The organism is Aeromonas sp. 61P (assembly GCF_051919545.1).
In the GTDB taxonomy this organism is placed as follows: domain Bacteria; phylum Pseudomonadota; class Gammaproteobacteria; order Enterobacterales; family Aeromonadaceae; genus Aeromonas; species Aeromonas veronii.
In genome coordinates this window covers 2,700,937-2,725,093 of the sequence record NZ_JBQBEL010000001.1, presented here as the reverse complement: position 1 = coordinate 2,725,093, position 24,157 = coordinate 2,700,937, and the positions used below count along the sequence as shown (strand labels likewise).

Here is a 24,157-nt window from a genome sequence, read left to right as displayed (position 1 = left end):
CTATGCTGAAGTCATCGTTCTCTGCATATTTGTCACCCCTGCTGGCCCTCCTCCTGCTGCTGACCAGCCCCTTTGCAACTGCCCGGCAGATGGGCGCCGGGATGATCGCCTATGAGGAGGGGCACAGCCCGCGCCTCGTCACCGCCAACCTGAGCGCTGGCTCGGTCACCCTGCTTGAGCGCGATAGCGGAAAGCGCCTAAAAGAGGTGCAGCTGGAGGGCGATCTGCGCCAGCTGGCCCGCGCCGATGACGGCACCCTGCTGGTCACCGACTACAGCGGTGATCGCCTGCTGCTGCTGGATGATGATCTCGATCTGGAAAAGGCGATCCCCACCGGCCATAGACCCTACGGGGTCATCTTCGATGCCAAACGGCAGTGGTTCTGGGTCACGCTGTTCGAATCCGCTCGCCTGCTGGCCTACGACACCGCCGGCAACCTACAGCTGGATGCAGAAACCGCCGAGACTCCCCGTGGACTGGCCCTGACCGACAACGATCGCCTGCTGCTCACCCACGCCATGACCGGCCAGCTCGCCATCTATGATCTCGCCAAGCTTGGCCACGGCGCCAAGGGCTCTTCGCTTCCCAAGCCCAAGCTCATCACCCTGACCGAGACCCATAGCGATACGCCGAGCGACTCGCAGGGATTGCCGCGCCTGCTCGACGGCATCGCCCTCTCCCCCGATGGCAGCGAGGCCTGGTTGCCTCATGTGCTATGGAGCTTCAGCCACCTCTTCCAGTTTCAGAGCACCGTCTTTCCGGCGGTCTCCATCATCGATCTCGATGAGGAGAAAGAGCGGGTCGATGAAAAAAGCAGCTCTTTTTGCAGATCAATCTGCCAAGCGTCGGCAACCGCAGCCAGATCGTCTCCAACCCGTTTGCTGCACGCTTCGCCGCCGACGGCAAGCGGGTCTATCTGACCCTGGCGGGCTCGGAAGATCTGCTGGTGTTTGACCTCTCCCGCAGCGGCAAGTCCAACAACAACCGTCACCGCCGCAAGAAGTTTCAGGGGGGCGCCAAGGCGACCCAGCTCCTGCGCCACCTGCCGGGCCAGAATCCGCGGGATCTGCTGATCGACGGTAACCATATTCTGGTGCACAACGCCATGGGGCAGGATCTCACCCGCCTCAATAGCGGCGGCAGCGGCCCGTTTGCCCGGGTCACCGTCGATCTGCCCCACTTCGCCAAGCTGGTAGAGACAGATCCGCGCCCCGAGCCGCTTCAGCGCGGCGAGCGGCTGTTCCATCTTGGTAACACGCTTGGCAACAACGGCGCCAACTCACGCTTCCCCATGGCGGGGGACAACTGGATGAGCTGCAACTCCTGCCATCTGGATGGGTTCAATTTTACCAACCGCTATCTGATGGCGGCCCATCGCCAGCAGAGCGGCGACAACGCCATCAACGGCCACGCCAACCTCACCAACATGGTGGCGGGGGATTTTGTCGGCGAATACCTGCGCATGACCCAGCAGACCCAGGGCGGCATGGGCCATGACACCCGCGATGGGGCCGAGGCAGTTGACCCCGCGAGGCCCCAACCGGAAGTGAAAGCGATGATGGAAGATCTGCACGCCTTCGTCACCGCCGATGGCAACCTCCCCTATCTTGCCAACTGGCTGCGACTCGATGCCCCGCGCACGGATCCCGCCAAGGCACCAACCACTCACCCGAAGGCGTGGCTCAACTCCGCCTCCTGCCAGAACTGCCACCAACAGGCGTTCAAAGATTGGAGCGAGAGCAACCACCGGCTGATGGGCAACTCCCACCCCTACTACAAGGTGGTGCAGGCGCTGGCCCGCGAAACCGAAGGGGAAGCGTTCGGCCAATGGTGTCAGGGCTGCCACATGCCCCAGCAGGTGATGACAGGCCAGCTGGATCTGCCCAAGGGCTCCCATATGTTCGAGCAGGGTGGCGCCTCGCTGATTGCCGCCCACAAGGCGGGCGAACCTGTGGTGGAGGAAGGGACCGGCTGCGTGCTCTGCCATCGCATCACCAAGGTAGAAGATGCGGGCGGCAACAGCGCCTTTACCGTGAATTTGAAAGACCGCGAGAGCTATGTGTTCGAGGATGCCCCGGGCGGCAGCCTCAAGCACTGGCTGGCCGAGCGGCAGATCAACGCCCGTCCGGCGGCCCACAAAGCCTCCTATCAGAAGGATTTCTACCGCGATGCGGCTCTGTGCAAGTCGTGCCACAACGAGTTTGCCCCGGGCACCGGCGCCAATATCGTCAACACCTGGGACGAGTGGGAAAAATCCAGCTTCGCAAACGCGGAGGATCCCGCCAAGCGGCGCACCTGTATCGACTGCCATATGAACCCGGATCCGGGTAACGGCGGTGCGCCGGTCGCGGGCCAATCCACCGAAAACGGCACCATGAAGGCGCGGCTCTATCGCCACAACTTTACCGGCGCCCAGCACCAGCTGGTGGGGCTGCGCAACCCCGACCTTGAACAGGAGAGTCTGGCGCTGCTACGCTCCAGCGCTACCCTCTCCGCCCGTATCGAACAGACTACCGATAACAAGCAGTTGGTGGTGCGGGTCGCCAATACCGGTGCAGGCCATGCCCTGCCCACCGGGGTGGCCGATTTTCGTGAACTCTGGCTGGAGCTGACCATCACTGACGCCAGTGGCAAGGTGGTGCTTGCCAGCGGCCAGCCAGTGGATGGCGCTGTCCCTGAAGATGCGCGACTGTTTCGCAAAGTATTCGGTGATGCCGAGGGCAAGCCGGTGGGGCTCAAGTTCTGGCGCTATGCCAAACTGCTGGAAGATACCCGCATTCCGGCTGATGGCTGGCGGGATGAAGCCTGGCCGCTACCCGCAGAAGCCCAAGGGCCCTTCAAGGCCGATATCAAACTCAATTTCCGCACCTACCCCAAGTGGGTCAATGATGCGGTGCGCGCCGCCGAGCCCAGCTTGCCGGAGCCACCCATAGTGCAGCTAAATCGGTTGCAACTTACATTGCAGCCTCTCCCCGTCACGCCTGCTACGGAGCCTCAATCCTGATGTTTGCAAGTTTTCTCATTACCCTGCGCGAGGGGCTGGAAGCCTTCCTGCTGGTCGGCATCTGCCTCTCCTACCTCGCCAAGCTGGGGGCGAGCCGCTACAACAAGTTCATCTATCTGGGGGTAGGGCTTGGCCTTATCGCCTCCCTTGTCGTCGCATTCCTGTTCCAGGTGGTGGTGAGCCAGTTCGAGAGCGAGCGCTACAACCACCTCTTGATGACGGGGATCCTCATTTTTGCCACTCTGGTGCTCACCTATATGGCGATCTGGATGCAGAAGCAGGCCAAATCCCAGGTGGGGGCCATGACAGCGCGCATCGATGCGGCCATCGATGGCGGCAACCTGTTTGGTCTGGTGCTGCTCGCCTTTCTGGCGGTGATGCGCGAAGGGTTCGAAACCGTGCTCTTCTTCTCCGCCCTGCTCTATTCGGGCCAAGGGGTCGATCTGCAATCCGGCCTGATAGGCGCGCTGGCGGGGCTGCTGGTCTCCATCGCGCTGGTGTGGGGGCTGCTGCGCTCCACCCGCAAGGTGGCGCTGGCCCCCTTCTTCCGCTGGACTGGGCTTCTTATCATCATCATCGCCGCAGGCTTGCTCTCGTCTGCCGTCAACATGTTGCAGGCGGCAGAGATCATCACCTTCTGGACCACGCCGGTGTTTGACATCAGCCACATTCTCGACGATCAGGGGGTATTTGGTACCTTCCTGCGCGCCCTGTTTGGCTACAATGCCTCACCCGCTGGCTTGCAGCTGCTGACCTGGGCCCTCTATCTGGCGATTTTCGTTACCCTCTGGCAGCGCAGCTATCGCCCGCAGGTAAGTGCCGCGACTGGCAAGGGCTGAGCCAACACGCCCTGTGGTAGCAAGGCTACGGGGTAACAACACCATTCGGGAGCCGCGCCCTGGCGCGGTTCCCTTATCTATCAAGCAGTTTCGGAAAACGTCATGAGTGATAACAACAAGAAGCACATTGCAGTGCTGGGTGCCGGCCCAGCCGGTTTGATGGCTGCCTGGCGCCTGCGCCGCGCCGGTTTTGCAGTCACCCTGTTCGAGCAGGAGCCGGTGGTCGGCGGCATGTGTGCCACCCAGACCTTCAAGGGGCGCGATGGGGAGTATCGCTTTGACTACGGCGGCCACCGCTTTATCACCAAGAACCCCGAGCTGCTCGCCTTTATCGACGAGCTGATGGGGGATGACCTGCTCCACGCCGAGCGCAAGAGCGTGATCCGCTTTGGCGGGCGCATCTATGACTACCCATTGAACCTGCCCAACCTGCTCAAGACGGCGCCGCTCGCCCTGATGGCCGGGGCGGTGAAAGACTTGCTGCTGTTGCCATTTAGCAAGAAGCCGGACGATTTTGCCAAGGCAAGCTTTGCCGAGTGGATCCAGAGTCACTTCGGCCGCACCCTCTACCGCCAGTTCTTCGAGGGTTACACCGGCAAGCTGTGGGGCATCAATCCGGACAAGCTCTCCGCCGACTGGGCCGGCCAGCGCATCAGCCTCATCGATTTGAAAGACGTGGCGCGCCGCCTGCTGCCAAGACGCAACGGCAGTATCTCGGTGCGCACCTATGCCCGCAAATACCGCTACCCCAAATATGGCTTCGGCCAGATCTTCACCACCCTGGGCGAGCGGCTGGTGGCAGAGGGCGTTGAGCTCAAAACCGGTGCCACCATCACCCGCTTGGAGCAAGCTGATGGCCGGATCAATCAGGTTCACTGGACACAAGATGGCGCCGAGCAGAGCGAGCATTTTGATCAGGTGATCTCCACCCTGCCGCTGCCGCTCACCTGCCAGCATCTGGGCTTGCCGTGCGATCTGCACTACCGGTCGCTTCGCTTCGTCAATATGCCGCTCAAACAGGAGAACCTGTCGGACAACACCTGGCAGTACCTCTCCGACCCCCATATTCTGGCCACCCGCTTGCAGGAGCCGCGCCGCCGCAGCCCCTTTATGGCGCCCCAAGGCCAGACCTCGGTAATGCTGGAGATCCCCTGCAATCCCGGGGATACCACCTGGCAGGCGCCGCTCTCTGATCTGCGCGGTCGGGTTACCGCTGATCTGGCGAGCCTCGGCGTCGATACCGCCAAGCTTGGCGATGAAACTTTTGAAGCGCGCAGCGAATACGCCTATCCGCTGATGGATCTCGGCTATCAGGCGCGTCGCAACGAAGCGATCAAGGCGCTGATGCCCATCACCAACCTCATCATGACCGGCCGTCAGGGGACATTCCGCTACATCTTCACCGACACCGCCATGGAGATGGGGATGATGGCCGCTGACATGGTGATCGACGGGGTGGACAGACGCCACGCCATCTTCAACCATCGCAACGAAAATACCGTGATTGAAACCCAAAGCGTGGCCTGAGTGCCAACCTCTTGGCATTAAGTAAGGAGAACAGGATGATCATCCGCCCGGGTTTACTCGCCCTCACCCTGCTGCTGACCCTCTGCGGGCAGGCTCAGGCTTACTCCTACGCCGCCGCCGGCAAGGAGCCGCTGATCGATGCCCGCGAGGCACTGCTGGGCGCCGCCACTGACGGCAAGGATGCCAGCGCCACTTTGAGCGAGATTGCCGAGGAGCTGACCTATCTGGAACAGCACCACAAGGTGGAGCTGCAAGCGCCGCTGGCAGCCGCCATCAAGGCCCAAGATGCCGCAGCTACCGCCGCCCTGCTCAATCGCGCCTACAAGGCTGAGATCGAGCGCCGCCTCGAAGGGGCCAGCCAGAATCTTGGCGACTACCAGACCGCCAAGGTGCTGGTGGTCAAGAGCAAGCGCTTCCTCGACTTGATCCTCCCCTCCCTCAGCGAAGGGGATCGCAAGGCGGCCGAACAGGCGCTGGCCAAGGTGCTGGATGCCATCGGCAACCCGGGGGTATTCGGGGTGGGCGCCAAGCCCGCCGACGCCGCCGCCTTTGCCACAGCGGAAAAAGCGCTGATGGCCGTGCTGGCGCCGCTTTGATGGCAACCTGCCAATCATTGCGCCACCTCGCTGTGACAAACGGTGGGTTTCGCTGCGCTCTACCCACCCTACGCACGGCCTGCCGATAAATGCACCAGGACGCCGGTTTGCCCCCTTCTCCCCTTGCGGGAGAAGGGCTGGGGATGAGGGGTAAGGTAACGGCCCGGCGTTGGCCTTCCCCCTGCTCCACCACCATTTGGCTGCTCATTCTGCTGCAACTGGCCTGGCTTGGCTGGCTACTGGCCTTCCCGGTGGCGCTCGATTCCGACGATGCCCTCAATTTCGCCCACGGGGTGACACGCTTTAGCGTGCTGGAGTTCTCCCCCCACTTTCCGGGCTACCCCGCCTTTATCTGGCTGGCGCGGCTGATCAATCTGCTGGTGGACGATCCGGCCCGTGCGGTGCAGTGGGCAAGCCTGCTCGGTAGCAGTTTGCTGGCGCCGCTCGCCGCCTTGCTGGCGGTAAAACTGTGGCAACGGCCAAGCCTGCTCGCCCCAGTCTGGCTGCTGGTGCTGGCCCTGCCACTCACCCCGACGCTGGCGCTCTCCGGCCTTTCTGACGGGGCCGCGCTCGCCGCCTGGCTCGGGTCGCTGCTGGCCTTGCAGCAGCGCAAAATCGCGCTGGCGGGTCTGCTGCTGGGCCTGATGCTGGCACTGCGCCCCTCCTATTTTGTGCTGGCGCTGCTGCCCCTGTGGCTCGGGCTGGCGCAGCAGGGCACGCGCGACAGGTTTGTGCTCCCCATCGTGCTGGTGGGGCTTATCAGCCTGCTGTTTGTCTGGCAGGCCGATGGCTGGGCCTATTTCAGCGAGGGACGGCGCTTTACCGACGGCCACTTTACCCTGTGGGCAACACGGCGGCAGCCCACGGCGATCGGCTGCTAAGCTGGGCGCGCACCTTCACCGATCAGCTCACCCCGCTCTGGCCCTTGATGATGGGGGCCTTGCTGATACTGCCACTTTGGCAACGGTCAAAGGATCACAATGCAGCCCTCTCCCCGCTCTGGACGCTCTACTGGCTCGCCCTGCTACTCTGGACCCTGTTTGGCCAGAATCCCGACAATCCCCGCCATCTGGCGCCCATCACCCTGCTCGGTATCGTGCTGCTGGCAGGCTGGCTGCCACGCCGTGGCGAGGTGCTGGTCGCGGTGGCCGGATTGCTGCTGCTCGGCGTGACCTTCACCCTGCCCCGTCCGCCCGCCATGGTGCAGGCGGCAAAACTGGCAGAAAAAGCCTGCCCGGCGCTGGTGACCCAGTGGGGAGTGCGGCTGCTGCGGGAGACCACGGCACTGCCGGTAACGGATGGCTGGTACAAGGGGGATGCGGCACTGGCGCTCTCTCAAGGTGCCTGCCGCCTCAGTCGCCGCCCCATCGCCGCGAGCGAAATGCCCACTGCGGTGCGCCAGCACTGGTTTGCCCCGCGCTTTGCCGCCGAGCCCGGCCTCTGGCTCGCCATACCGGATCCATCGCCGCGACAAAACTGATAGACTGCTTTTTTCGCGCTTTTCAACCCGACGTTTCGCATCAACTGGACACCCTATGCCCCAATCGCCAACAGCTCAGGCTGCCGCCCTCTCCCCCGTTTCCTGTTTATCCTGCTCGGCGCTCTGGCGGGTCTGACCCCGCTGGCGGTAGATATGTATCTGCCCGCCATTCCGGCCATCGCCCGGGATCTGGCCACCAGCATCGACGGCGCCCAGCTCACCATCAGCGCCTTTTTGGGCGGCTTTGCCATCGGCCAGCTCTTCTACGGCCCGCTGGCCGACAGCTATGGCCGCAAGCCGGTGATCCTGGCGGGGCTGGTGATGTTTGCCATCGCCTCGGTGGGCTGCGCCATGGCGGACTCCCTGCCCGAATTGCTGGCCTATCGGATGCTACAGGCGGCGGGTGGTGCGGCGGGTTCTGTGGTGGTCAATGCCCTGCTGCGCGATCTGTTCGAGAAGGATGCGTTTTCTCGCGCCATGTCGTTCGTCATTCTGGTGATGACCCTGGCACCGCTGGTGGCCCCAGTGGTGGGTGGCTATATCAGTGCCCACGCCGACTGGCGGGTGATCTTCTGGCTGCTGGTGGGGATCAGCCTGCTGATCTGTCTGGTGATGCAGTGGAAAATTCAGGAGACCCTCAAGCCTGAGCACCGCCAACCCCTTAATCTGGGCCAGATCCTCAAGAACTACTGGGGGGTGCTCTCCCATCGCGGCGCCATGGGCTATGTGCTGTGCGGCTCCCTCTCCAGCTCCGGCATGTTCGCTTTCTTAAGCGGCTCCCCTTACGTCTATATCGAGTATTTCAAGGTACCGACCGAGCACTACGGCTGGCTGTTTGGCCTCAATATTCTGCTGATGATGATGGTCACCTTCGTCAACAGCCGACTGGTGAAAGGGGTAGGCGCCGAGCGGATGCTGCAATACGGTCTGCTGGTGCTGCCCTGCGCGGGCGCCCTGCTGGTCTACAACGCCTGGAGCCAGACCGGCGGTCTGTGGGGCATCGTCATTCCGGTGGTGCTGTTTGTCGGCCATATCAGTCTGGTGGGCGCCAACGCCATGACCGGCCTGATGGGCCACTTCCCACAATCTGCGGGCACCGCCTCGGCACTGGCGGGCACCCTGCGCTTTGGCATCGGCGCCCTGGTCGGCATTCTGGTCAACCTCAATCCGCCCCACTCGCCGCTGCCGATGGCCATCGCCATCGCCTGCTGCGGGGTGGGTTCGACTCTGAGTTACTGGCTGCTGACCGGCAAGCGAGGCGATTGATCCCCCTCCCCCCTGTCAGGAAAACGAAAGAGGCTTCCATCAACGGAAGCCTCTTTTCGTACTGGCTCGTACTGGCGCCCAGACCTTCAGAACTGGGCACTATTGAGCCAGAGGTGCGCCCCTATGCTCACCAGATAACCGAGCAAGATGGCAGGCAGCCACTTCAGGTGGCCAAAAAAGGTATACATGCCGTGGGCCTGTCCCATCAGGGCCACCCCGGCCGCAGAGCCGATGGAGAGCAGGCTGCCGCCCACTCCGGCGGTCAGGGTCACCAACAGCCACTGCCCCAGCGCCATATCCGGGTTCATCGACAGCACGGCAAACATCACGGGAATGTTGTCGATGACGGAGGACAAGACCCCGATAAAGATGTTGGCCATGGTGGGATCCCCAGCGTCATACAGCCAGTGTGACACCAGCTCCAGATACCCCATAAAGCCCAGCCCACCGACACACATCACCACCCCGTAGAAGAAGAGCAGGGTATCCCACTCCGCCTTGGCCACCTTGTTGAACACGTCAAATGGCACCACAGAACCCAGACTGCGCAACCGCACCTCATCACCATTGCGTTCATAGAGCGCACGTTTGCGGGCAAGGGATCGCGGCAGCGATTTGCGCAAATAGAAGCCGAAAAACTGCAGATAACCGAGCCCCAGCATCATGCCCAGTACGGGTGGCAGATGGAGGAAACTGTGGCATAGCACCGCCGTGATGATGGTCAGCAAGAACAGCGCTACGATGCGGCGGGCCCCCCGCTTGAGATCGATCACCTCGTTATCAGCCTCCGGCACATGGCGCGGCACCATCAGGCTCATCAGGATGGCCGGTACCAGAAAATTGAGCAGAGAGGGGATCAGCAGGGTGAAGAACTGGCCAAATTGCACCTTGCCCGCCTGCCACACCATCAGGGTGGTGATATCGCCAAAGGGACTGAACGCCCCTCCGGCGTTGGCGGCGATCACTATGTTGATACAGGCCAGGTTCACAAAACGCCGATCACCGTTGGCCACCTTCAACACCACGGCGCACATCAAGAGCGCAGTGGTCAGGTTGTCTGCCACTGGCGAGATACAAAAAGCAAGTCCGCCGGTCAACCAGAACAGGGTGCGCAAGTGAAAGCCGGATCGCACCAGCCAGGCACGCAGGGCATCGAACAGCCGCCGATCCTCCATGGCGTTGATATAGGTCATCGCCACCAGCAGAAACAACATCAGCTCGGCATATTCCAGCAGGGTATGGCGAAATGCCTGCTCGGCGACAGGGCTCATCCCCTGCTGTGCATAGGCGATACCGATCAGGATCCAGATCACCCCGGCGGCCACCAGCACGGGTTTGGACTTGCGCAGTTGCAGATACTCTTCAGCCATCACCAGGGCGTAGGCCAACACAAACAATCCGACACAAAAAAGTCCGATTGAGGAGGATGTCAACAGAACAGGGCCACTACTGGCATGGGCGGGAGGGATAAACAGGGACAGCAGCAAAATAACAGGGGTGAGCGCAGACATGGTCTCTTCCTTTTAGAACCGTCTGGCAACCATGCTAGCACCTGGATGAAAAGAAAAATTCATCCAGGTCAATTAACGCTTAATTGGTTTGCTGTCGAAACGCGGGATTATTTCTTGCCGAAACCCGACTGCTTGAGGGTATAGCCTGCGCTGTTTTGCCAGGCATCCAGACCGCTGCGGTTATTGCCCGCCACCAGACTGGCGGCCAGACTCGGGCTGTTGAACAGCTGATCGGCGGTAAAGACAAAGCCACCCTGACTGCGGGGCACTATAACCCCCTTCTCCAGCAGTTCGTGACGCAGCTCGATCACTGCTTCACGCAGAGAGGCAGCATCCTCGCCATTGGCGGTAGAACCGGCCAGCACCATAAAGCCCGGATTTTGCCGCTTGCCCACCGGATAACCGTGGGCCTCGGCCCCCTTGCCGTTGAAGTGGTAGAGCTCGCGCTCCCCCGGCCGGTTGTCGGAGAGTGCCTTTTGCAGGGTCATCAGCTCGTTGTAGATCTCGATGGGGACGACGGCAGCCTGCTTGTTGCCCTTGCTATCGATGATAAAACTGACTTGCTTGTGTAACATCCTTGCTCATCCTGTGACCCATGGAAGCCCCTATTCTAACCACCTCGGGCAAGCGGGATCCAGCGAGGATCCACTGCTCTTTTGCCGCCTTGATCACTAACTGGCACTCTTGATCAACCGTAAGGTGTGTTGATCATTGCCGGCCGTGCTAGCGTACCAAGCATGATGAAAGCCATTGACCATCAAACGGTTATCCCATGCTGACCCTGCGCAACCTCTGCAAGAGCTTCGATAACGGCAGTGAACGACTGCCGCTGTTCCACCATCTCGATCTCGCCCTCCCCGCTGGCGAGATCACCCTGCTGCTGGGCCAAAGCGGCTGCGGCAAGTCGACCCTGCTCAATCTGATCGCCGGGCTGATTGCACCGGACGAAGGGGAGATCTGGCTGGGGGAGACCCGGATCGACACCCGCTCCCCCGACGAGCGGGCGCGTCTGCGGGGTCGCCATTTCGGCATCGTCTATCAGGATTTCAACCTGCTGCCGACCCTGAACGTGGCCGAGAATCTGGCAATGCCGCTCGCCATCAACGGGCTGCCACCGGATGAGACAAGGATTGACCAGTTGCTGCACCGGCTCGATATGAGCCACAAGCGCCATGCCTGGCCGGAGCAGCTCTCCGGCGGCCAGCGACAGCGGGTGGCGCTGGCCCGCGCCCTTATCCATCAACCCGGTTGGCTGCTCGCCGACGAGCCCACCGGCAGCCTCGATGAGCACAATGCCGAACAGGTGATGGCGTTGATGGTGGCGGCGGTACGCGATACAGGTGCTGGCTTGCTGCTGGTGAGCCACAACCCCGCCTATGCCGAGCTGGCCGACAGAGTGCTGCGCCTCGAAGGGGGTCAACTTATCGAGCTCAAGGGGCCCCGTCATGACTAAACAGCAACTGCGTCTGTCGGAGGCACGCTGATGCTGCCACTCAAAGCGCTGCTGCGCCTCTATCGCAGTCACCCCTGGTTGCTGCTGATGAGTCTGGCCGGGCTGGTATTGGGAGTGTCGCTGGTGGTGGCCATCGAGCTGCTCAATCACAGTGCCCGCACCAATTTTGTCGCCGCCCGCAGCCAGCTGGCAGGGGAAGCCAACTACCGGCTGGCCCCCGCTGGCGGGCTGGATGAGCAGCTTTATGTGCAACTGGTGACCAGCCAACCCGCCCTCGATGCCATGCCCCAGCTCCATGGCTGGCTCAAGGATGAAGAGGGGCGCAGCTTTCAACTGCTGGGAATGGATCTCTTCAACCCCGGCCCTCTGCGCCAGCTGTTTGGCGCCCAACCCGCAAGCGAACCCGCCTTCTCCTTAAACCGAGCCGACAGCATCTGGCTGTCGGCCCCCGAAGCGGCGCGACTTGGCTGGCAAGCGGGCCAGAGCCGCCGTTTTGTGCTGAGCGGCAGCGATGACGTCAGCGCCCGCCCCCTGACCCTGACGCTGGCGGGCACCTTTGAACCGGGCGCCGTGCCCATGGAGCGGCTGCTGATAACCGACATCGGCCTCGCCCAACCGCTGCTGGGCAAAGCGGGTCGGCTCGATCGCATCGTCTTCAAGCTAAGCGAATCAGAAGCTCACACCCTGCAGGCCACCCTGCAAACCGATTACCCTAACCAGCCCTTGTGGCTTGAGCCCATCAGCCCGGCGCTCGATGCCAGCCAGCTTGGCGATGCGCTGGCCCTCAATCTGACGGCGCTCTCATTGCTCGCCATGGCGGTGGGATTGTTTCTGGTGTTCAACGCCCAGCGATTTGTCCAGAGCGTGCGCCGCCCCCAGCTGGCCCAGTTGATCATCTTGGGAATGGGGCCAAGCCGGGTGCTGCGTTGGCTCATCCTGGAGCTACTTATTCTCGCCACCATCGGCACCCTGCTCGGGGTGCTGCTCGGCAGCCTGTTGGCGCTGGCGCTGATGGGGCAGCTCACCCAGGCGCTGGCCGATCTCTATGGGCCCAACCCCATCGATCTGTTGCGCCTCTCCCCCGTGAGCCTGCTCAAGGCGCTGTTGATCGGGTTGTTCGGCACGCTGGCCGCCAACCTGCCCGGCTGGTGGCAACTGCTGCGCCAATCCCCCCTCGAACTGCGAGCAGGAAACAGCCGTCCCCCCGCTCACCCGTGGCGACGGCGCGTGCTGGCCATCGCCATCTTGCTGCTGTGCGCCCTCTGCCTGTGGTTGCCGCAAACGGGTCTGAGTGGCGCCCTCTTTATCGCCGGCGGCTGGCTGCTGGCCATGGCACTCTGGCTGCCCGATGCCCTGCGCGGCCTGCTTGGCTGGCTACGACGGCGCGCGGGCGGCCCTCTCACTGCCCGACTCGGGGTAGCAGAGACCCTCTATCACCTCGATCGCACCGCTATCGCGGTAATGGCGTTGCAGCTCGCCATCGCGGCGGCCATCGGCATCGGGGTCATGGTGTCGAGTTTTCGCTCCAGCGTGGAGATCTGGCTCGGCCAGCGTCTGGCCGCCGATCTCTATGTCACCGCCCCCAAGGGGGTGGCGGGCAACAAGGGCACCTTGAGCGATACAACCCTCGAGACCCTGCTCGCCAACCCGCTGGTGAGCGCCGCCTCGCGCCGCTCGGTGCATCCGGCCCGCTGGCAGGGGCAGCCCATCGAGTGGGCGCAGATGGATTTTATCCCCCAGCTTAAAGCGGCCTATCCGCTGCTGGCCGGACGCTGGCCGACCCGCCCAGACGAAGTGCTGGCGAGCGAACCGCTAACGGTGCGCCTCGGGGTCAAGGTGAGCCAGACGTTGGCGATCAGCGGCGAGCAGGGGCCAAGGCAGTTCACCGTCACCGGCGTCTATCAGGATTACGGCAGCGACAAGGGGCAGATCCTGCACGCCTTCGAGGCCGGGGCGGTGCAATCCCTCGCCCTCTTTAGCGACGACCCCGAGCAGCTGGCCGACCGCCTGCGCGAGCGCTTCGGCGAGCAGCTCAATCTGCTCTCCGCCCCCGCCATCCACAGCGCGGCGCTCAAGGTGTTTGACCAGACCTTTGTGGTGACCGAGCTATTGAAACTGCTGATCCTCGGCATCGCCTTTGTCGGGATCGGCTCGGCCTTTATGGTGCTGGGGCTGGCGCGCCGTGGCGAGCTGCAGACCTTGCAAAGTCTGGGTTTGAGCCCCCACCACTGCCGCCAGCTGTTGGTGTGGCAAGGAGCGGGATTGGGGCTGCTCACAGCCCTGCTGGCCCTGCCGGTGGGATATGGCCTCGCCTGGGTGCTGATCGAGGTGGTCAACCCCCGCGCCTTTGGCTGGCGCCTCGCCTTCGAGGCCGCCCCCCTTCATGCGGTCACGGCCCTGTTGCTGGCACCGGTCTGTGGCGCATTGGCATCCTGGTATGCGGCAAGGAGAGTGGTATGAAACAGATCAAAGGGTGGCCGCTGGCGCTGGGTATGCTCTGGACGCTCTATAGCGGGGCTATCGCTGCCAGCGATCTGGGCGCCCTGCTCGGGGGTGGCAGCGACAGCTTTAAAAAGGTGCTGCCGGGGCAAACCATCCAATTGCCGGAGGATCACGCCGCCCACCCCGATTACCGCTCCGAGTGGTGGTATCTCACCGGCAACCTCAAGGATGAACAGGGGCGCGAATATGGCATGCAGTGGACCCTGTTTAGGCAGGGTATCGAACAAGAGATCCGCTCCAGCAACCCCTGGCTCACCCCCCAGCTCTGGCTGGCCCAGTTTGCCATCACGGATCTCGACCGTGGCAGCCACCGGCAAGATGAACGGGCCAGTCGGCAGGGGCCGGGACTGGCGGGGGCCAGCGGCGGTCAATATTGGCTAAGGGAGTGGCGGCTTGCCTCGCAAGGGGCAGCGCTCTTCCCCGCCACCCTCAAGGTGCAGAGCAAGATTGGCGAGCTGAACCTCACCGTCACTGCCGCCAAGCCGCTGGTGCTGCAAGGCAAGGCCGGTTACAGCGAGAAGAGCCCGGGCAACGCCTCCTTTTACTACTCCTACCCGCGCCTCACTCTTCGTGGCACCCTGACTCGCGATGGCGAGACCCGCACCGTCACCGGACAAGGCTGGTTTGATCACGAGTGGAGCAGCTCGGTATTGGCGGAGTGGCAATCGGGGTGGGACTGGTTTTCGCTGCAACTGGCCGATGGGCGCGAGCTGATGCTGTTTCGCCTGCGCACCAAGGCGGGCCGCGCAGAGCCTGAGAACCGCTACGGCATCCTGATTGAGCGGGACGGCAGCAGCCGGGTGCTCGCCCCCGACGCGATTCGCCTTACGCCGGGCAACACCTGGCGCGGCCCCAAGGGGCAGGATTACCCCGTCGAGTGGCAGTTAAGCGCCGCCGGAATGAGCCTCACCATCAAAGCCCGTCAGCCCAATCAGGCCATGACAGGTCGCTTTGACTACTGGGAGGGAGCTGTCTCTGTCTCGGGGGATGCCAAGGGGGTCGGCTATCTGGAGATGACGGGATATTGAACTGATAGGTTGAATTGAGCTGAGCTGAATGAACAATACTGTATAGGAATATTTATGAAGTATTTTATAAAGCAAATGATTCTTGGTAAGACAATTGCTCTGCCTCTTGATGAGGTTCAATTTGAAACACTAAAAATATCACAAAATATTCTTTCCTCTGCAATGGCAATAGAAGAAAAATATGATTTATTGGTCTCCAATTTTCTAGAGCTAGAGAAAGAATTATTGACTCAAGTTGCTCAGCAGATGATTTTTTCTCAAAACTCATATAATGAAAGCCACGATATTATCAGTATTTTTAACCGAAGAGTAATTAACCTTCTCACATCTACAAAGCTGTATTACGATCAAATTGAAAAGCATGTTCGTACCTGTCAGCATGGCTGCGAGTCATCGGGAAACCTGGCTAAATATTACTTTAGTGAAGAGTATGATAATCACCAAGAATATCGTTTCATGGAGGCATTAAGAAACCATGTTCAACACTATGGGCTCGCTGTACATTCTTTATCATTGCCTAGTCGGTGGATCGGTGAGGGTGATGGAAAGCAAATGATTAACACCATAAGATTATTTTCTTTGAAAGATAAGCTTAAAGAAAATGAAAAATTTAAAAAGTCTGTCTTTAAAGAAATAGAAGAAAAAACAGATTTAGTAAGAGCAACAAGAGTTTACGTTGGTTCATTCAGCAATGTACACGATAAGATCAGAAAACTTATCGAAGGTAATGTCACAGCGGCAAGAGAATGTATTCAAAACATGATAAATATATACAAAGATTCCAATAATGGAGACGCCATTGGAATTTATGCATATAGTATTAAATCAGACACATCCTCTGAACAAATTGTTGAGAAGTTCTCAGTAATTCTTGATTGGGATGATGTAAGGATTCGCCTTAAAAATAAAAACATGCCATTTCCTAACATAAGCAAATGGTATGTAAGTGGAAGCTTAGGCGTATAGAATTAATTAAAGCCGTAGGTTCGATTAGCGAAACGCCCCTTTCCAGTAAAATCAGGGGGGTATCAATATATTAAAAACCATCCTTGGATAATAGTAAATAACGCAACCAAAGAGAGATATTTCCTTTCCGTGCGTTCGATTACGCTTCGCTAGTCGAACCTACTCGAAATAATCAAAACCTGTGTTCAACTTGTTGAAAGTAATATTCCCGTGTTGGGTTTCGCTCCGTTCAAACCAACCTTATCTATTAAATGGCTTATATCGCAGCCGTCTGGTTGGATATAAACGCCAACGACTGCCGATTAAAGTGCTCCGGCTGCTCCACATTGCAGACATGACCGCAGTTTTCGATGATCTCGAGCTGGCTGTAAGGGTCGCGGGCCACCTGTTCGCGCACCGGTGCCAGAAACATATGATCCTCCTCCCCCATCACATAGAGGGTGGGAATGGGCAGGGATCGTTCGCGAAAGTAGCGCATCAGCGGGTTAACCTCGGTGGCGAGGCGGAACCAGCGCTTGAACTCTTTCTGGCAGAGCTTGCGGGCTTCGCGCACAAAGAGGTTGCGCGACTCCTGATGGTGCTGGCGCGGCATGATGATGAAAGCAAACAGCCGGTAGAGCCACATATAGGGCAGGAAGTGCTGGCCGAGTCGGCCCAGCTGCACCAGCACCCGCGAGCGGATATCTAGCCGCAGGATGGCGCCTCCCAGGACCATGCTCTTGACCCGCTCCGGGCAGAGCTCGGCCAGATGGCGAATAAGGATGGTGCCAAGGGAGATGCCGACAAAGTGGGCGCGGCGGATATCGAGATGATCGAGCAGCCGAACGATATCTTCGGTCACTTCCCGAAAGCTGTAGTGGCCCTTGACCACCTGTTGCAACTGGTGGGACTGGCCGTGGCCGCGCAAGTCCAGCAACAGCACGTTGAAGTGCTCGCGATAGGCGCGCAGCTGCTTGAACCAGATGGAGGAGCTGCCACCGGCGCCGTGGACAAACACCACCCAATCCCGCTCGGGACCCAGTTCGAAAGTCTTGTGATACAACATCCAATAGGCTCCCTTGGTGATGGGGGGTATACTCGGCTGCGCGCATATTAACAGAACAGGCCCGCCGATAGATATGCGCCTGACATGACCCGGATCACCCCTTGCGCGAGAACTTTCCATGGATTTGACCCGTTTGCGCCACTTTCTGCTGACCCTGCCGGGCGCCACCGAAGATACCCCGTTTGGCCCGGAGATCCTGGTCTACCGTATCGCGGGCAAGATGTTCGCGCTGGTGGATTGGCAGGCCGAGCCGCTCACCATCAACCTCAAATGCGAACCCGAGCTGGCGTTGCTGCTGCGCGAGATCCACCCCGAGGTCAAACCGGGCTGGCATATGAACAAGCAACACTGGAACACAGTGACCCTGAACAGCACCTTGCCAGATGATCTGTGGCAGGGCTGGGTGCACCACTCCTATGAGCGGGTTGTCGCGGGTCTGCCCAAAGCCAAACGGCCACGAGCGCCGCGCCCCCTCTCCCCCACTGACGACCCAACCTTATGACCCCAGCACTTAATCCAGCACTTTGTATTCTCCCCCTTGGCGAGGCACATATCCCCGCCCTCGTGAGCCTGTTTGAGCAGGCGGTGCGACGCAGCGGCCCCGAACACTACAGCGCCGAGCAGGTGGAGCAGTGGGCCCTCGGTTCACAACATCCGGGCTTTGTCAGCCAGCTGCGCGAGCACCACGGCTGGGTGGCGGAGCAGGCAAATGTGCCCCTCGGTTTTGTCACCCTGAGCCCCGATGGCCACCTCAGTCTGCTCTATGTGAGCGCCGACCATCAGCGCCAGGGACTGGGCAATCTGCTGCTCACCACGGCGCTCGCGGGGGCCAGAGGGCTCGGTATGACCCTCATCACCACCGAGGCCAGCACCTTCAGTTATGAGCTATTTTTACGACATGGCTTTACGTTGACCGGGCTGGAGTGCGTGGAGCGGGGCGGAGTCAGTTTTACTCGCCATCGCCTGCACTGCTGCTTGCCAAGCTAGGGCAAGCCACTAAAATACGCTTAATTTTCGTATTGTTACTGTATTGAGGCAGCAACCATGGTGGTAGAAAGTGAAGGCTATATCTCGCTGATCGAGTATCTGGTGGAGAGTTTGGGATTGTTTGAATCCCAGCAGCAGAATGATGGTGAAGAGACCATCGAAGATCTGGTCAGTGGCCGTGTTGCCAGCAACCTGATGGCCATTTGCGAGCAAAACCCCCAGCTCGATCCCAAGGTGCGTTTCGCCATCATGCAGGAGGCCGACGCCGTGGTCGCCGACCTGGAAGAGGTGCTCTCCGCCGTCTGGCTGCGCGCCCCGACCCCGGAACAGAAAACCTTCCTCATCGAGTTTATCGACCTTATCAAGAACCTGTTCGACAGCGCCATCGGCTGATCTGCCGTCCGGCTCTCCCGCCCAGCGCAAGATTTCAAAACAGCAGATAAGGAAAAGGGCCGCCTTGGTGGGCAGCCCTGCTTGCTATCATTTTCAACCCGCCAGTGCGTTCATTCATCAGGCGGTTATCAAGGCAAGAAATGTGTCTGGACTTTGCATCCGATCCCTGGACGCTACCTTGTTAGTCCCGACTGGTCGCAATAAGTTCCCTCCTCCGACCATTTATTTTCACTTTTATTAAGAAATCGACTACAAACCTGTTCAGCGGTTCAGGCTGGGCGGCAAACAGACTCCAATGCCACCCAATCCGCAGTAACCATCCGGGTTTTTCTCCAGATATTGCTGATGGTAATCCTCGGCGTAGTAAAAGGGCGCCAGCGGCAGAATGCGGGTGGTAATGGCACGGCTGTCACCGCTTGCCGCCATCGCCTGCTGATAGGCCGCCATGCTCTGCTGGGCAATGATCTGCTGGCTCTCATCGCCATAGAAGATCACCGAGCGATACTGGGTGCCAATGTCCCCGCCCTGACGCATCCCCTGCGCCGGATCGTGCTGTTCCCAGAACAGTCTGAGCAGATCGCCGTAGCTGATCACCGCCGGATCAAACACCACCTGCACCGTCTCGGCATGGCCGGTCAGGCCGCTGCACACCTCTTTGTAGGTGGGATTCTGGGTGACGCCGCCCTGATAACCGGCCGCGGTGGAGTAGACGCCCGGCTGCTGCCAAAAGAGGCGCTCCACGCCCCAGAAACAACCCATGCCAAACCAGGCCACCGCCATTCCTTCCGGCCAGGGGCCCTGAGTCGGGTTGCCGTTCACCGCATGCTGCTGACCAATCACCATCGCTTCGCGTCGTCCCGGCAGGGCATCTGCCGGCGAAATAATCTGTTCCATGAATTCTGTCCTTGTATAAAACCCTGTGAAATCACACAGCTGACGAAAAGGAGCATCGAAGATAGCAGTTTATCGCGCCGGATCAACCGGCGGGCCCCTCCCCGCTCGCTCCGGCGGCCGTCTGCGCTTCCTGCCACCTGTTCCCAATCCGCACGGCCAAGCCGCTCCTCATAGACCAGAAACGGCCAAAATCAATATTTAGTCTTGATTTGTGAATTAATTTTCATATATTGAGCCAATCGCTGTTTTTTTATGGAAGAAATATCAAGTGCGTGAACGCGAACCCAGTCTGGTCAATGCCTTCCGGCAATCCACCCCCTATGTCAATGTGCATCGGGGTGCCACCTTTGTGCTGATGATGGGGGGAGAAGCCATCTGCCACCCCAACTTCGCCAATATCGTCAGCGATATCGCCCTGCTGCAGACACTGGGCATACGCCTGGTGCTGGTGTTTGGTTCACGTCCGCAAAACGATGAGGCGCTGGCCCGCGCCGGTATCGAGGCCCAGTACCACAAGCGGATCCGGGTCACCGATGACGAGAGTTTCACCATCATCAAACAGGTGTGTGGCGGCCTGCAATACGACATCACCGCCCAGCTCTCCATGGGGCTCGCGAACACTCCCATGCAGGGGGCGCGGATCAGTGTGGTGAGCGGCAACTTCGTCACTGCCCAGCCGCTCGGGGTAGATGATGGCATCGACTTTTGCCACAGCGGCCGGGTGCGCCGCATCGACGTGGAGGGGATCACCCGCCAGCTCGACCAGAAGAGTCTGGTGCTGATCTCCCCCATCGGCTGCTCGGTCACCGGCGAGAGCTTTAACCTGAGCTCCGAAGAGGTGGCCCGCCGGGTGGCGGTCGACCTCAAGGCGGACAAGCTCATCTGCTTTAGCAGCACCCAGGGGGTGATGGACAGACGCGGCGAAGCCATCTCCGAGCTCTTCCCCGAGCAGGCCGAAGAGCTGCTGGTGGAGCTGGAGCAGGCGGGCGAAGAGATGTCCGGCACCGCCCGTTATCTTCGCGCAGCCATTGCCTCCTGCCGTGGCGGTGTGCCCCGCTCCCATCTGGTGAGCTATCAGGATGATGGCGCCATGTTGCAGGAGCTGTTCAGTCGTGACGGCCTCGGCACCCAGATCGTGCGGGAAAGTGCCGAGCAGGCCCGCGCCGCCACCATCGAGGATATCGGCGGCATTCTGGATCTCATTCGCCCGCTGGAGGAGGAAGGGATTCTGGTGCGCCGCTCCCGCGAGCAGCTGGAGATGGAGATCGACAAGTTCACCATCATCGAGCGCGATGGCCTCATCATCGGCTGCGCGGCCCTCTACTGCTTTATGGAAGAGGCGATGGCGGAGATGGCCTGCGTCGCCATCCACCCCGACTATCGCAACTCCAACCGGGGAGATCAGCTGGTGGCCAAGGTGGCCGAGCGGGCCAAGCGGCTTGGCATTCGCCGCCTGTTCGTGCTCACCACCCGCTCCATCCACTGGTTCCGGGAGCGGGGCTTCGATCCGCTGGAAGTGGAAGATCTGCCGGTGGCGCGCCAGCGTCTCTACAACTGGCAGCGCCGTTCCAAGGTTTTGTCAAAGACCATTGCCTAAGTCATTGATCCTGCGTTGAGTTAGCTGACAATTTGAACTTTTTCACAAACTCGATTGACAGTGCAATCCAACGCAGGGTATTTCTAAATGCACTCCACCGCCCTGGTGGAGCCAGAAGAGGAGCGCTGCCCAGGCAGCCCAAGGGAGGACGCCAGCGTCCGGTGAACTTGGGTCAGGGGGAGCAGCGCCGAGACGAGTGAGGAGACTGGTGACCTCAACGTCGGCTGCGGGGGCTGAATCCCCCGGGTTGTCATCGGTAGTGATCATCCCCCACCGCGCCCTGTCAGGGGCGGTACGGGATGGGCTCTGCAGGTGGAGTGCTTCTGGCCGGGATAGCTTCGTTCATTCCTGCCATTTTCAGCCTCCTCCTCTCTTTTTTGCCCGATGGAACCGGAATCTTAAAATAAGACAGGAGTAAGCAATGAGCCCGATCAATGTCGCCAAGTTTGGCGGAACCAGTGTCGCCAACTTCCCGGCCATGAATCACTGCGCCGATATCGTGCTGGCCAATCCCGCCACCCGGGTGGTGGTACTGAGTGCCAGCGCCGGAGTCACCAACCTGCTGGTCGCCCTGGCACAAGGGGAGCTGGACGAAGCGGGCCGCGACGAGCAACTGGCCAAACTGGCCGGGATCCAGCAGGCCATTCTGACCGATCTCGGCAACCCCGTTGATGTGAGCGCCCTTATTCATGGCCAGCTGGACGAAATCCGCCTCATGGCCCAGCAAGCCCACCAGCATACCGATGCGGAGCTGGCCGATCGCCTCATCGCCTGCGGCGAGCTGATGTCTACCCGCCTCTTTACCGAGCTGCTGCGCCAGCGCGGCGTCAAGGCGCACTGGCAAGATGTGCGCCAGCTGATGCGCACCGACAGCCGCTTTGGCAAGGCCACCGTCGATCTGGCCACCACCCGCACCCTTTGCCAGCAGACGCTGGGCCCGCAGCTGGGCGACAGCCTTATCATCACCCAGGGCTTTATCGGCGCCGATGGCGATGGCCGCACCACCACGCTGGGGCGCGGCGGCTCTGACTACAGCGCAGCCCTGCTCGCCGAAGCACTCGATGCCGCCAGTATCGAGATCTGGACCGATGTGCCCGGCATCTACACCACGGATCCGCGCCTCGTCACCCGCGCCCGCCCCATTCCCGAAATCAGCTTTGTCGAGGCGGCTGAGATGGCCACCTTCGGCGCCAAGGTGCTGCACCCCGCCACCTTGCAACCGGCGGTGCGCCAGAATATTCCGGTGTTTGTCGGCTCCGCCAAGGACCCCGCCGCCGGTGGTACCTGGATCCGCGCCAGCACAGATTCAAGCCCGCTGTTTCGCGCCGTCGCCCTGCGCCGCCAGCAGGTGCTGGTGACCCTGCACAGCCTCAACATGTTCCACGCCTACGGCTTTCTGGCCGAAGTGTTCGGGATTCTGGCCCGTCACCGCATCTCGGTCGACCTCATCACCACGTCGGAGGTGAGCGTATCGCTGACGCTGGATCACACCGGCAGCCAGAGCAACGGCGAGCCGATCCTGAGCGACAAGGTACTGGCCGAACTGGGGCAACTCTGCAAGGTGGAGGTGGAAACCGGTCTGGCACTGGTGGCGCTCATCGGCAACCGGATGAGCGAAGTGAACGGGGTGGGCAGTCAGGTCTTTGACGCCCTGCGCGAGCACAACATCCGGATGATCTGCTACGGCGCCAGCGCCCACAACCTCTGCTTCCTGGTCAAGGAGAGCGAGGCGGGCAATATCGTCAACCGCCTCCATCAGGAGCTGCTGGACTGACCCTCACCGCGAGGTAAACCAGACCATGCAACAGGGCGCCCGCAAGGCGCCCTGTTTATTTGTATTCCGCAAAGGTATCGGCTCAGGCAAGGCTGGTGGCTGGCAACTGACAGGCCACGGCTTCGCGGCGCAGCTGCTGCAAGCGGGCCAGCAGCCCGGTCTGGCCCAGCTCCGTCTCCTGAGGCGAGAGATTGTCCACCAGCAGCGGATAGTGATCCGTCACCGCCTGCATCAACCAGTCGAGGCGACGCAGGGTGAGCGGGCCGCAGCTCTGGCCGCTCAGATCATCGGCCACATCGAGCCGGTGGCTGCGATACATGTCCCGCCACCAGTTGGCGACCAGCGCCTCGTCGCTCGCCAGCGCGGCGCTCCACTCCCCCTGCAGGGCGTGCAGGCGGGCCAGCACGGGCGCGCTGGCCCCTTCGCGGATCAGGTGGTGGAGCTCCCGTTTCACCCATTTCAGACAAAGCTCGCGCCAGTAGCGAAATTGCGGCAGAGGATCGGCCTCATCGAGCCAGAGTCCGGAGAGGGTGCGGGTCTCCAGCCGCTCCGGCACATGGAACTGCGGGTCGACCAGACCGTTGGAGTTGTATTCAAAGCGGGGATCGAAGGTCCACATATAGCCAAAATCGAACACGCAGATCTGCTCGCCGTCATCGAGCAGGTTGCCCGGGCTCGGGTCCCAGTCAAACCAGCCCCAGCGGGCCAGCTCCCCCTGCACCTCCAGCATCTGGGCCAGATTGCGCTCGTTGAGCTGATGGACCGGCACACCCCGCAACCAGGGGGAGACCAGTACCCCGGCCCGCGCCGAGCCAAAGCTGGTGCAGACCACGTGGGAGAGGACAGTAGGGTGCAGCTCCCGCAGCGCCTCGATTTCACGCCGCCGCTCCAGCTCGGTCAGAAAGGCGGTCTTGCCATCGAGGTTGGCCACCAGTGAATCCTGACGGCGCCGCTTGAGGCACCAGTGATGCCCCTCCACCTTGAGGTGAAACACCTCGGCGGTGAGACCGTGGCGATAGACCTTGACCACAGCCGGATGGCTATCCTTCAGCTTGACCAGTTGGGCCAACGGCAGCGGGCAGTCGCGCTCGCGTCCGATCCGGATCTCTTCCTTGCTCTCCAGCATGCGCAGCAATCTGGCCTGACGTGCCATCACTTTGGGATTCATACATGTACCTCCAGTCGCTATCGAGAGACTAAACAGCAGCTCCCTCCCAAGCCAGCGGCAAAACCCCATGATGACGCTTTCATCACATATTCCGAACAACCCCTCGATCGGGATCACAATTTGCAAG

Annotated in this window: 18 protein-coding genes, 2 pseudogenes and 1 riboswitch; of the genes and pseudogenes, 15 read left to right on the top strand and 5 right to left on the bottom strand. The window is 60.8% G+C overall.

Annotation, left to right across the window (positions count from 1 at the left end; all coding sequences use genetic code 11):
* Positions 1-2: 2 nt before the first annotated feature.
* The 6 genes and pseudogenes from ACTG2O_RS12950 to ACTG2O_RS12925 all read left to right on the top strand — a co-directional run bounded on the left by ACTG2O_RS12950 (position 3) and on the right by ACTG2O_RS12925 (position 8,712).
* Positions 3-3,004: pseudogene (locus ACTG2O_RS12950) on the top strand (YncE family protein).
* Positions 3,004-3,843, top strand: a complete 840-nt coding sequence (locus ACTG2O_RS12945; protein WP_439975952.1) for an FTR1 family iron permease — start codon at positions 3,004-3,006, stop codon at positions 3,841-3,843. Before ACTG2O_RS12950 ends, ACTG2O_RS12945 begins: the two are co-directional and overlap by 1 nt.
* A 102-nt stretch (positions 3,844-3,945) precedes the next feature.
* The gene (locus ACTG2O_RS12940; protein ID WP_439975950.1) at positions 3,946-5,370 is read left to right on the top strand and encodes an NAD(P)/FAD-dependent oxidoreductase; all 1,425 of its coding nucleotides are present in this window, start codon (positions 3,946-3,948) and stop codon (positions 5,368-5,370) included.
* Between the two features lie 35 nt (positions 5,371-5,405).
* Positions 5,406-5,966, top strand: a complete 561-nt coding sequence (locus ACTG2O_RS12935; RefSeq protein WP_439975949.1) for a hypothetical protein — start codon at positions 5,406-5,408, stop codon at positions 5,964-5,966.
* 200 nt (positions 5,967-6,166) lie between these two features.
* A pseudogene (locus tag ACTG2O_RS12930) lies at positions 6,167-7,446 on the top strand (hypothetical protein).
* A 153-nt stretch (positions 7,447-7,599) separates the two neighbouring features.
* Positions 7,600-8,712 (top strand): Bcr/CflA family multidrug efflux MFS transporter, encoded by a 1,113-nt coding sequence (locus ACTG2O_RS12925; RefSeq protein ID WP_439975947.1) that lies wholly within the window; start codon positions 7,600-7,602, stop codon positions 8,710-8,712.
* Positions 8,713-8,798: 86 nt separating this feature from the next.
* Here ACTG2O_RS12925 and nhaD read toward each other — a convergent pair whose 3' ends face one another.
* The gene (gene nhaD, locus ACTG2O_RS12920) at positions 8,799-10,223 is read right to left on the bottom strand and encodes a sodium:proton antiporter NhaD (protein ID WP_439975945.1); all 1,425 of its coding nucleotides are present in this window, start codon (positions 10,221-10,223) and stop codon (positions 8,799-8,801) included.
* 107 nt (positions 10,224-10,330) lie between these two features.
* Positions 10,331-10,798: a DUF4357 domain-containing protein gene (locus ACTG2O_RS12915; RefSeq protein WP_005333716.1), complete on the bottom strand. Its 468-nt coding sequence runs from the start codon at positions 10,796-10,798 to the stop codon at positions 10,331-10,333.
* 197 nt (positions 10,799-10,995) lie between these two features.
* On the opposite strand from ACTG2O_RS12915, the gene ACTG2O_RS12910 reads away from it, so the two are divergent.
* From ACTG2O_RS12910 to ACTG2O_RS12895, 4 genes are read left to right on the top strand one after another with little or no spacing between them, the layout of a single operon-like run.
* Positions 10,996-11,676 (top strand): ABC transporter ATP-binding protein, encoded by a 681-nt coding sequence (locus ACTG2O_RS12910; protein WP_439975943.1) that lies wholly within the window; start codon positions 10,996-10,998, stop codon positions 11,674-11,676.
* A 30-nt stretch (positions 11,677-11,706) separates the two neighbouring features.
* The gene (locus tag ACTG2O_RS12905) at positions 11,707-14,136 is read left to right on the top strand and encodes an FtsX-like permease family protein (protein WP_439975942.1); all 2,430 of its coding nucleotides are present in this window, start codon (positions 11,707-11,709) and stop codon (positions 14,134-14,136) included.
* Positions 14,133-15,206 carry a lipocalin-like domain-containing protein gene (locus tag ACTG2O_RS12900; RefSeq protein ID WP_439975940.1) on the top strand — a complete coding sequence of 358 codons (1,074 nt, stop codon included), beginning with the start codon at positions 14,133-14,135 and terminating at the stop codon, positions 15,204-15,206. Before ACTG2O_RS12905 ends, ACTG2O_RS12900 begins: the two co-directional genes overlap by 4 nt.
* 54 nt (positions 15,207-15,260) lie before the next feature.
* Positions 15,261-16,172 (top strand): hypothetical protein, encoded by a 912-nt coding sequence (locus tag ACTG2O_RS12895; protein WP_421278575.1) that lies wholly within the window; start codon positions 15,261-15,263, stop codon positions 16,170-16,172.
* A 256-nt stretch (positions 16,173-16,428) separates the two neighbouring features.
* Here the strand turns inward: ACTG2O_RS12895 and ACTG2O_RS12890 are convergent, their stop codons facing one another.
* Entirely contained in the window at positions 16,429-17,217 is a 789-nt protein-coding gene (locus tag ACTG2O_RS12890; RefSeq protein WP_128835894.1) for an alpha/beta fold hydrolase, read from the bottom strand.
* A gap of 118 nt (positions 17,218-17,335) precedes the next feature.
* Here ACTG2O_RS12890 and ACTG2O_RS12885 point away from each other — a divergent pair, with 118 nt between their 5' ends.
* The 3 genes from ACTG2O_RS12885 to ACTG2O_RS12875 are packed head-to-tail and all read left to right on the top strand — an operon-like array spanning position 17,336 to position 18,597.
* The gene (locus ACTG2O_RS12885; RefSeq protein WP_439975938.1) at positions 17,336-17,719 is read left to right on the top strand and encodes an MmcQ/YjbR family DNA-binding protein; all 384 of its coding nucleotides are present in this window, start codon (positions 17,336-17,338) and stop codon (positions 17,717-17,719) included.
* Positions 17,716-18,204, top strand: a complete 489-nt coding sequence (locus tag ACTG2O_RS12880) for a GNAT family N-acetyltransferase (RefSeq protein ID WP_439975936.1) — start codon at positions 17,716-17,718, stop codon at positions 18,202-18,204. Before ACTG2O_RS12885 ends, ACTG2O_RS12880 begins: the two co-directional genes overlap by 4 nt.
* Positions 18,205-18,261: 57 nt before the next feature.
* Positions 18,262-18,597 carry a DUF3802 family protein gene (locus tag ACTG2O_RS12875; RefSeq protein ID WP_005333735.1) on the top strand — a complete coding sequence of 112 codons (336 nt, stop codon included), beginning with the start codon at positions 18,262-18,264 and terminating at the stop codon, positions 18,595-18,597.
* Between the two features lie 261 nt (positions 18,598-18,858).
* Here ACTG2O_RS12875 and msrA read toward each other — a convergent pair whose 3' ends face one another.
* Positions 18,859-19,491 carry a peptide-methionine (S)-S-oxide reductase MsrA gene (gene msrA / locus ACTG2O_RS12870; RefSeq protein WP_019446160.1) on the bottom strand — a complete coding sequence of 211 codons (633 nt, stop codon included), beginning with the start codon at positions 19,489-19,491 and terminating at the stop codon, positions 18,859-18,861.
* 268 nt (positions 19,492-19,759) lie between these two features.
* Between msrA and argA the strand changes: the two genes are divergently transcribed.
* Positions 19,760-21,088, top strand: coding sequence for an amino-acid N-acetyltransferase (argA, locus tag ACTG2O_RS12865; RefSeq protein WP_005345063.1), 1,329 nt, complete (start codon positions 19,760-19,762; stop codon positions 21,086-21,088).
* 107 nt (positions 21,089-21,195) lie between these two features.
* Positions 21,196-21,419, top strand: a riboswitch (Lysine riboswitch).
* 90 nt (positions 21,420-21,509) lie between these two features.
* Positions 21,510-22,862 (top strand): lysine-sensitive aspartokinase 3, encoded by a 1,353-nt coding sequence (gene lysC / locus ACTG2O_RS12860; RefSeq protein WP_019446161.1) that lies wholly within the window; start codon positions 21,510-21,512, stop codon positions 22,860-22,862.
* Positions 22,863-22,944: 82 nt separating this feature from the next.
* Here lysC and ACTG2O_RS12855 read toward each other — a convergent pair whose 3' ends face one another.
* A complete protein-coding gene (locus ACTG2O_RS12855) occupies positions 22,945-24,030 on the bottom strand; it encodes a hypothetical protein (RefSeq protein WP_111900556.1) in 1,086 nt (361 codons plus the stop codon).
* Positions 24,031-24,157: the final 127 nt, after the last annotated feature.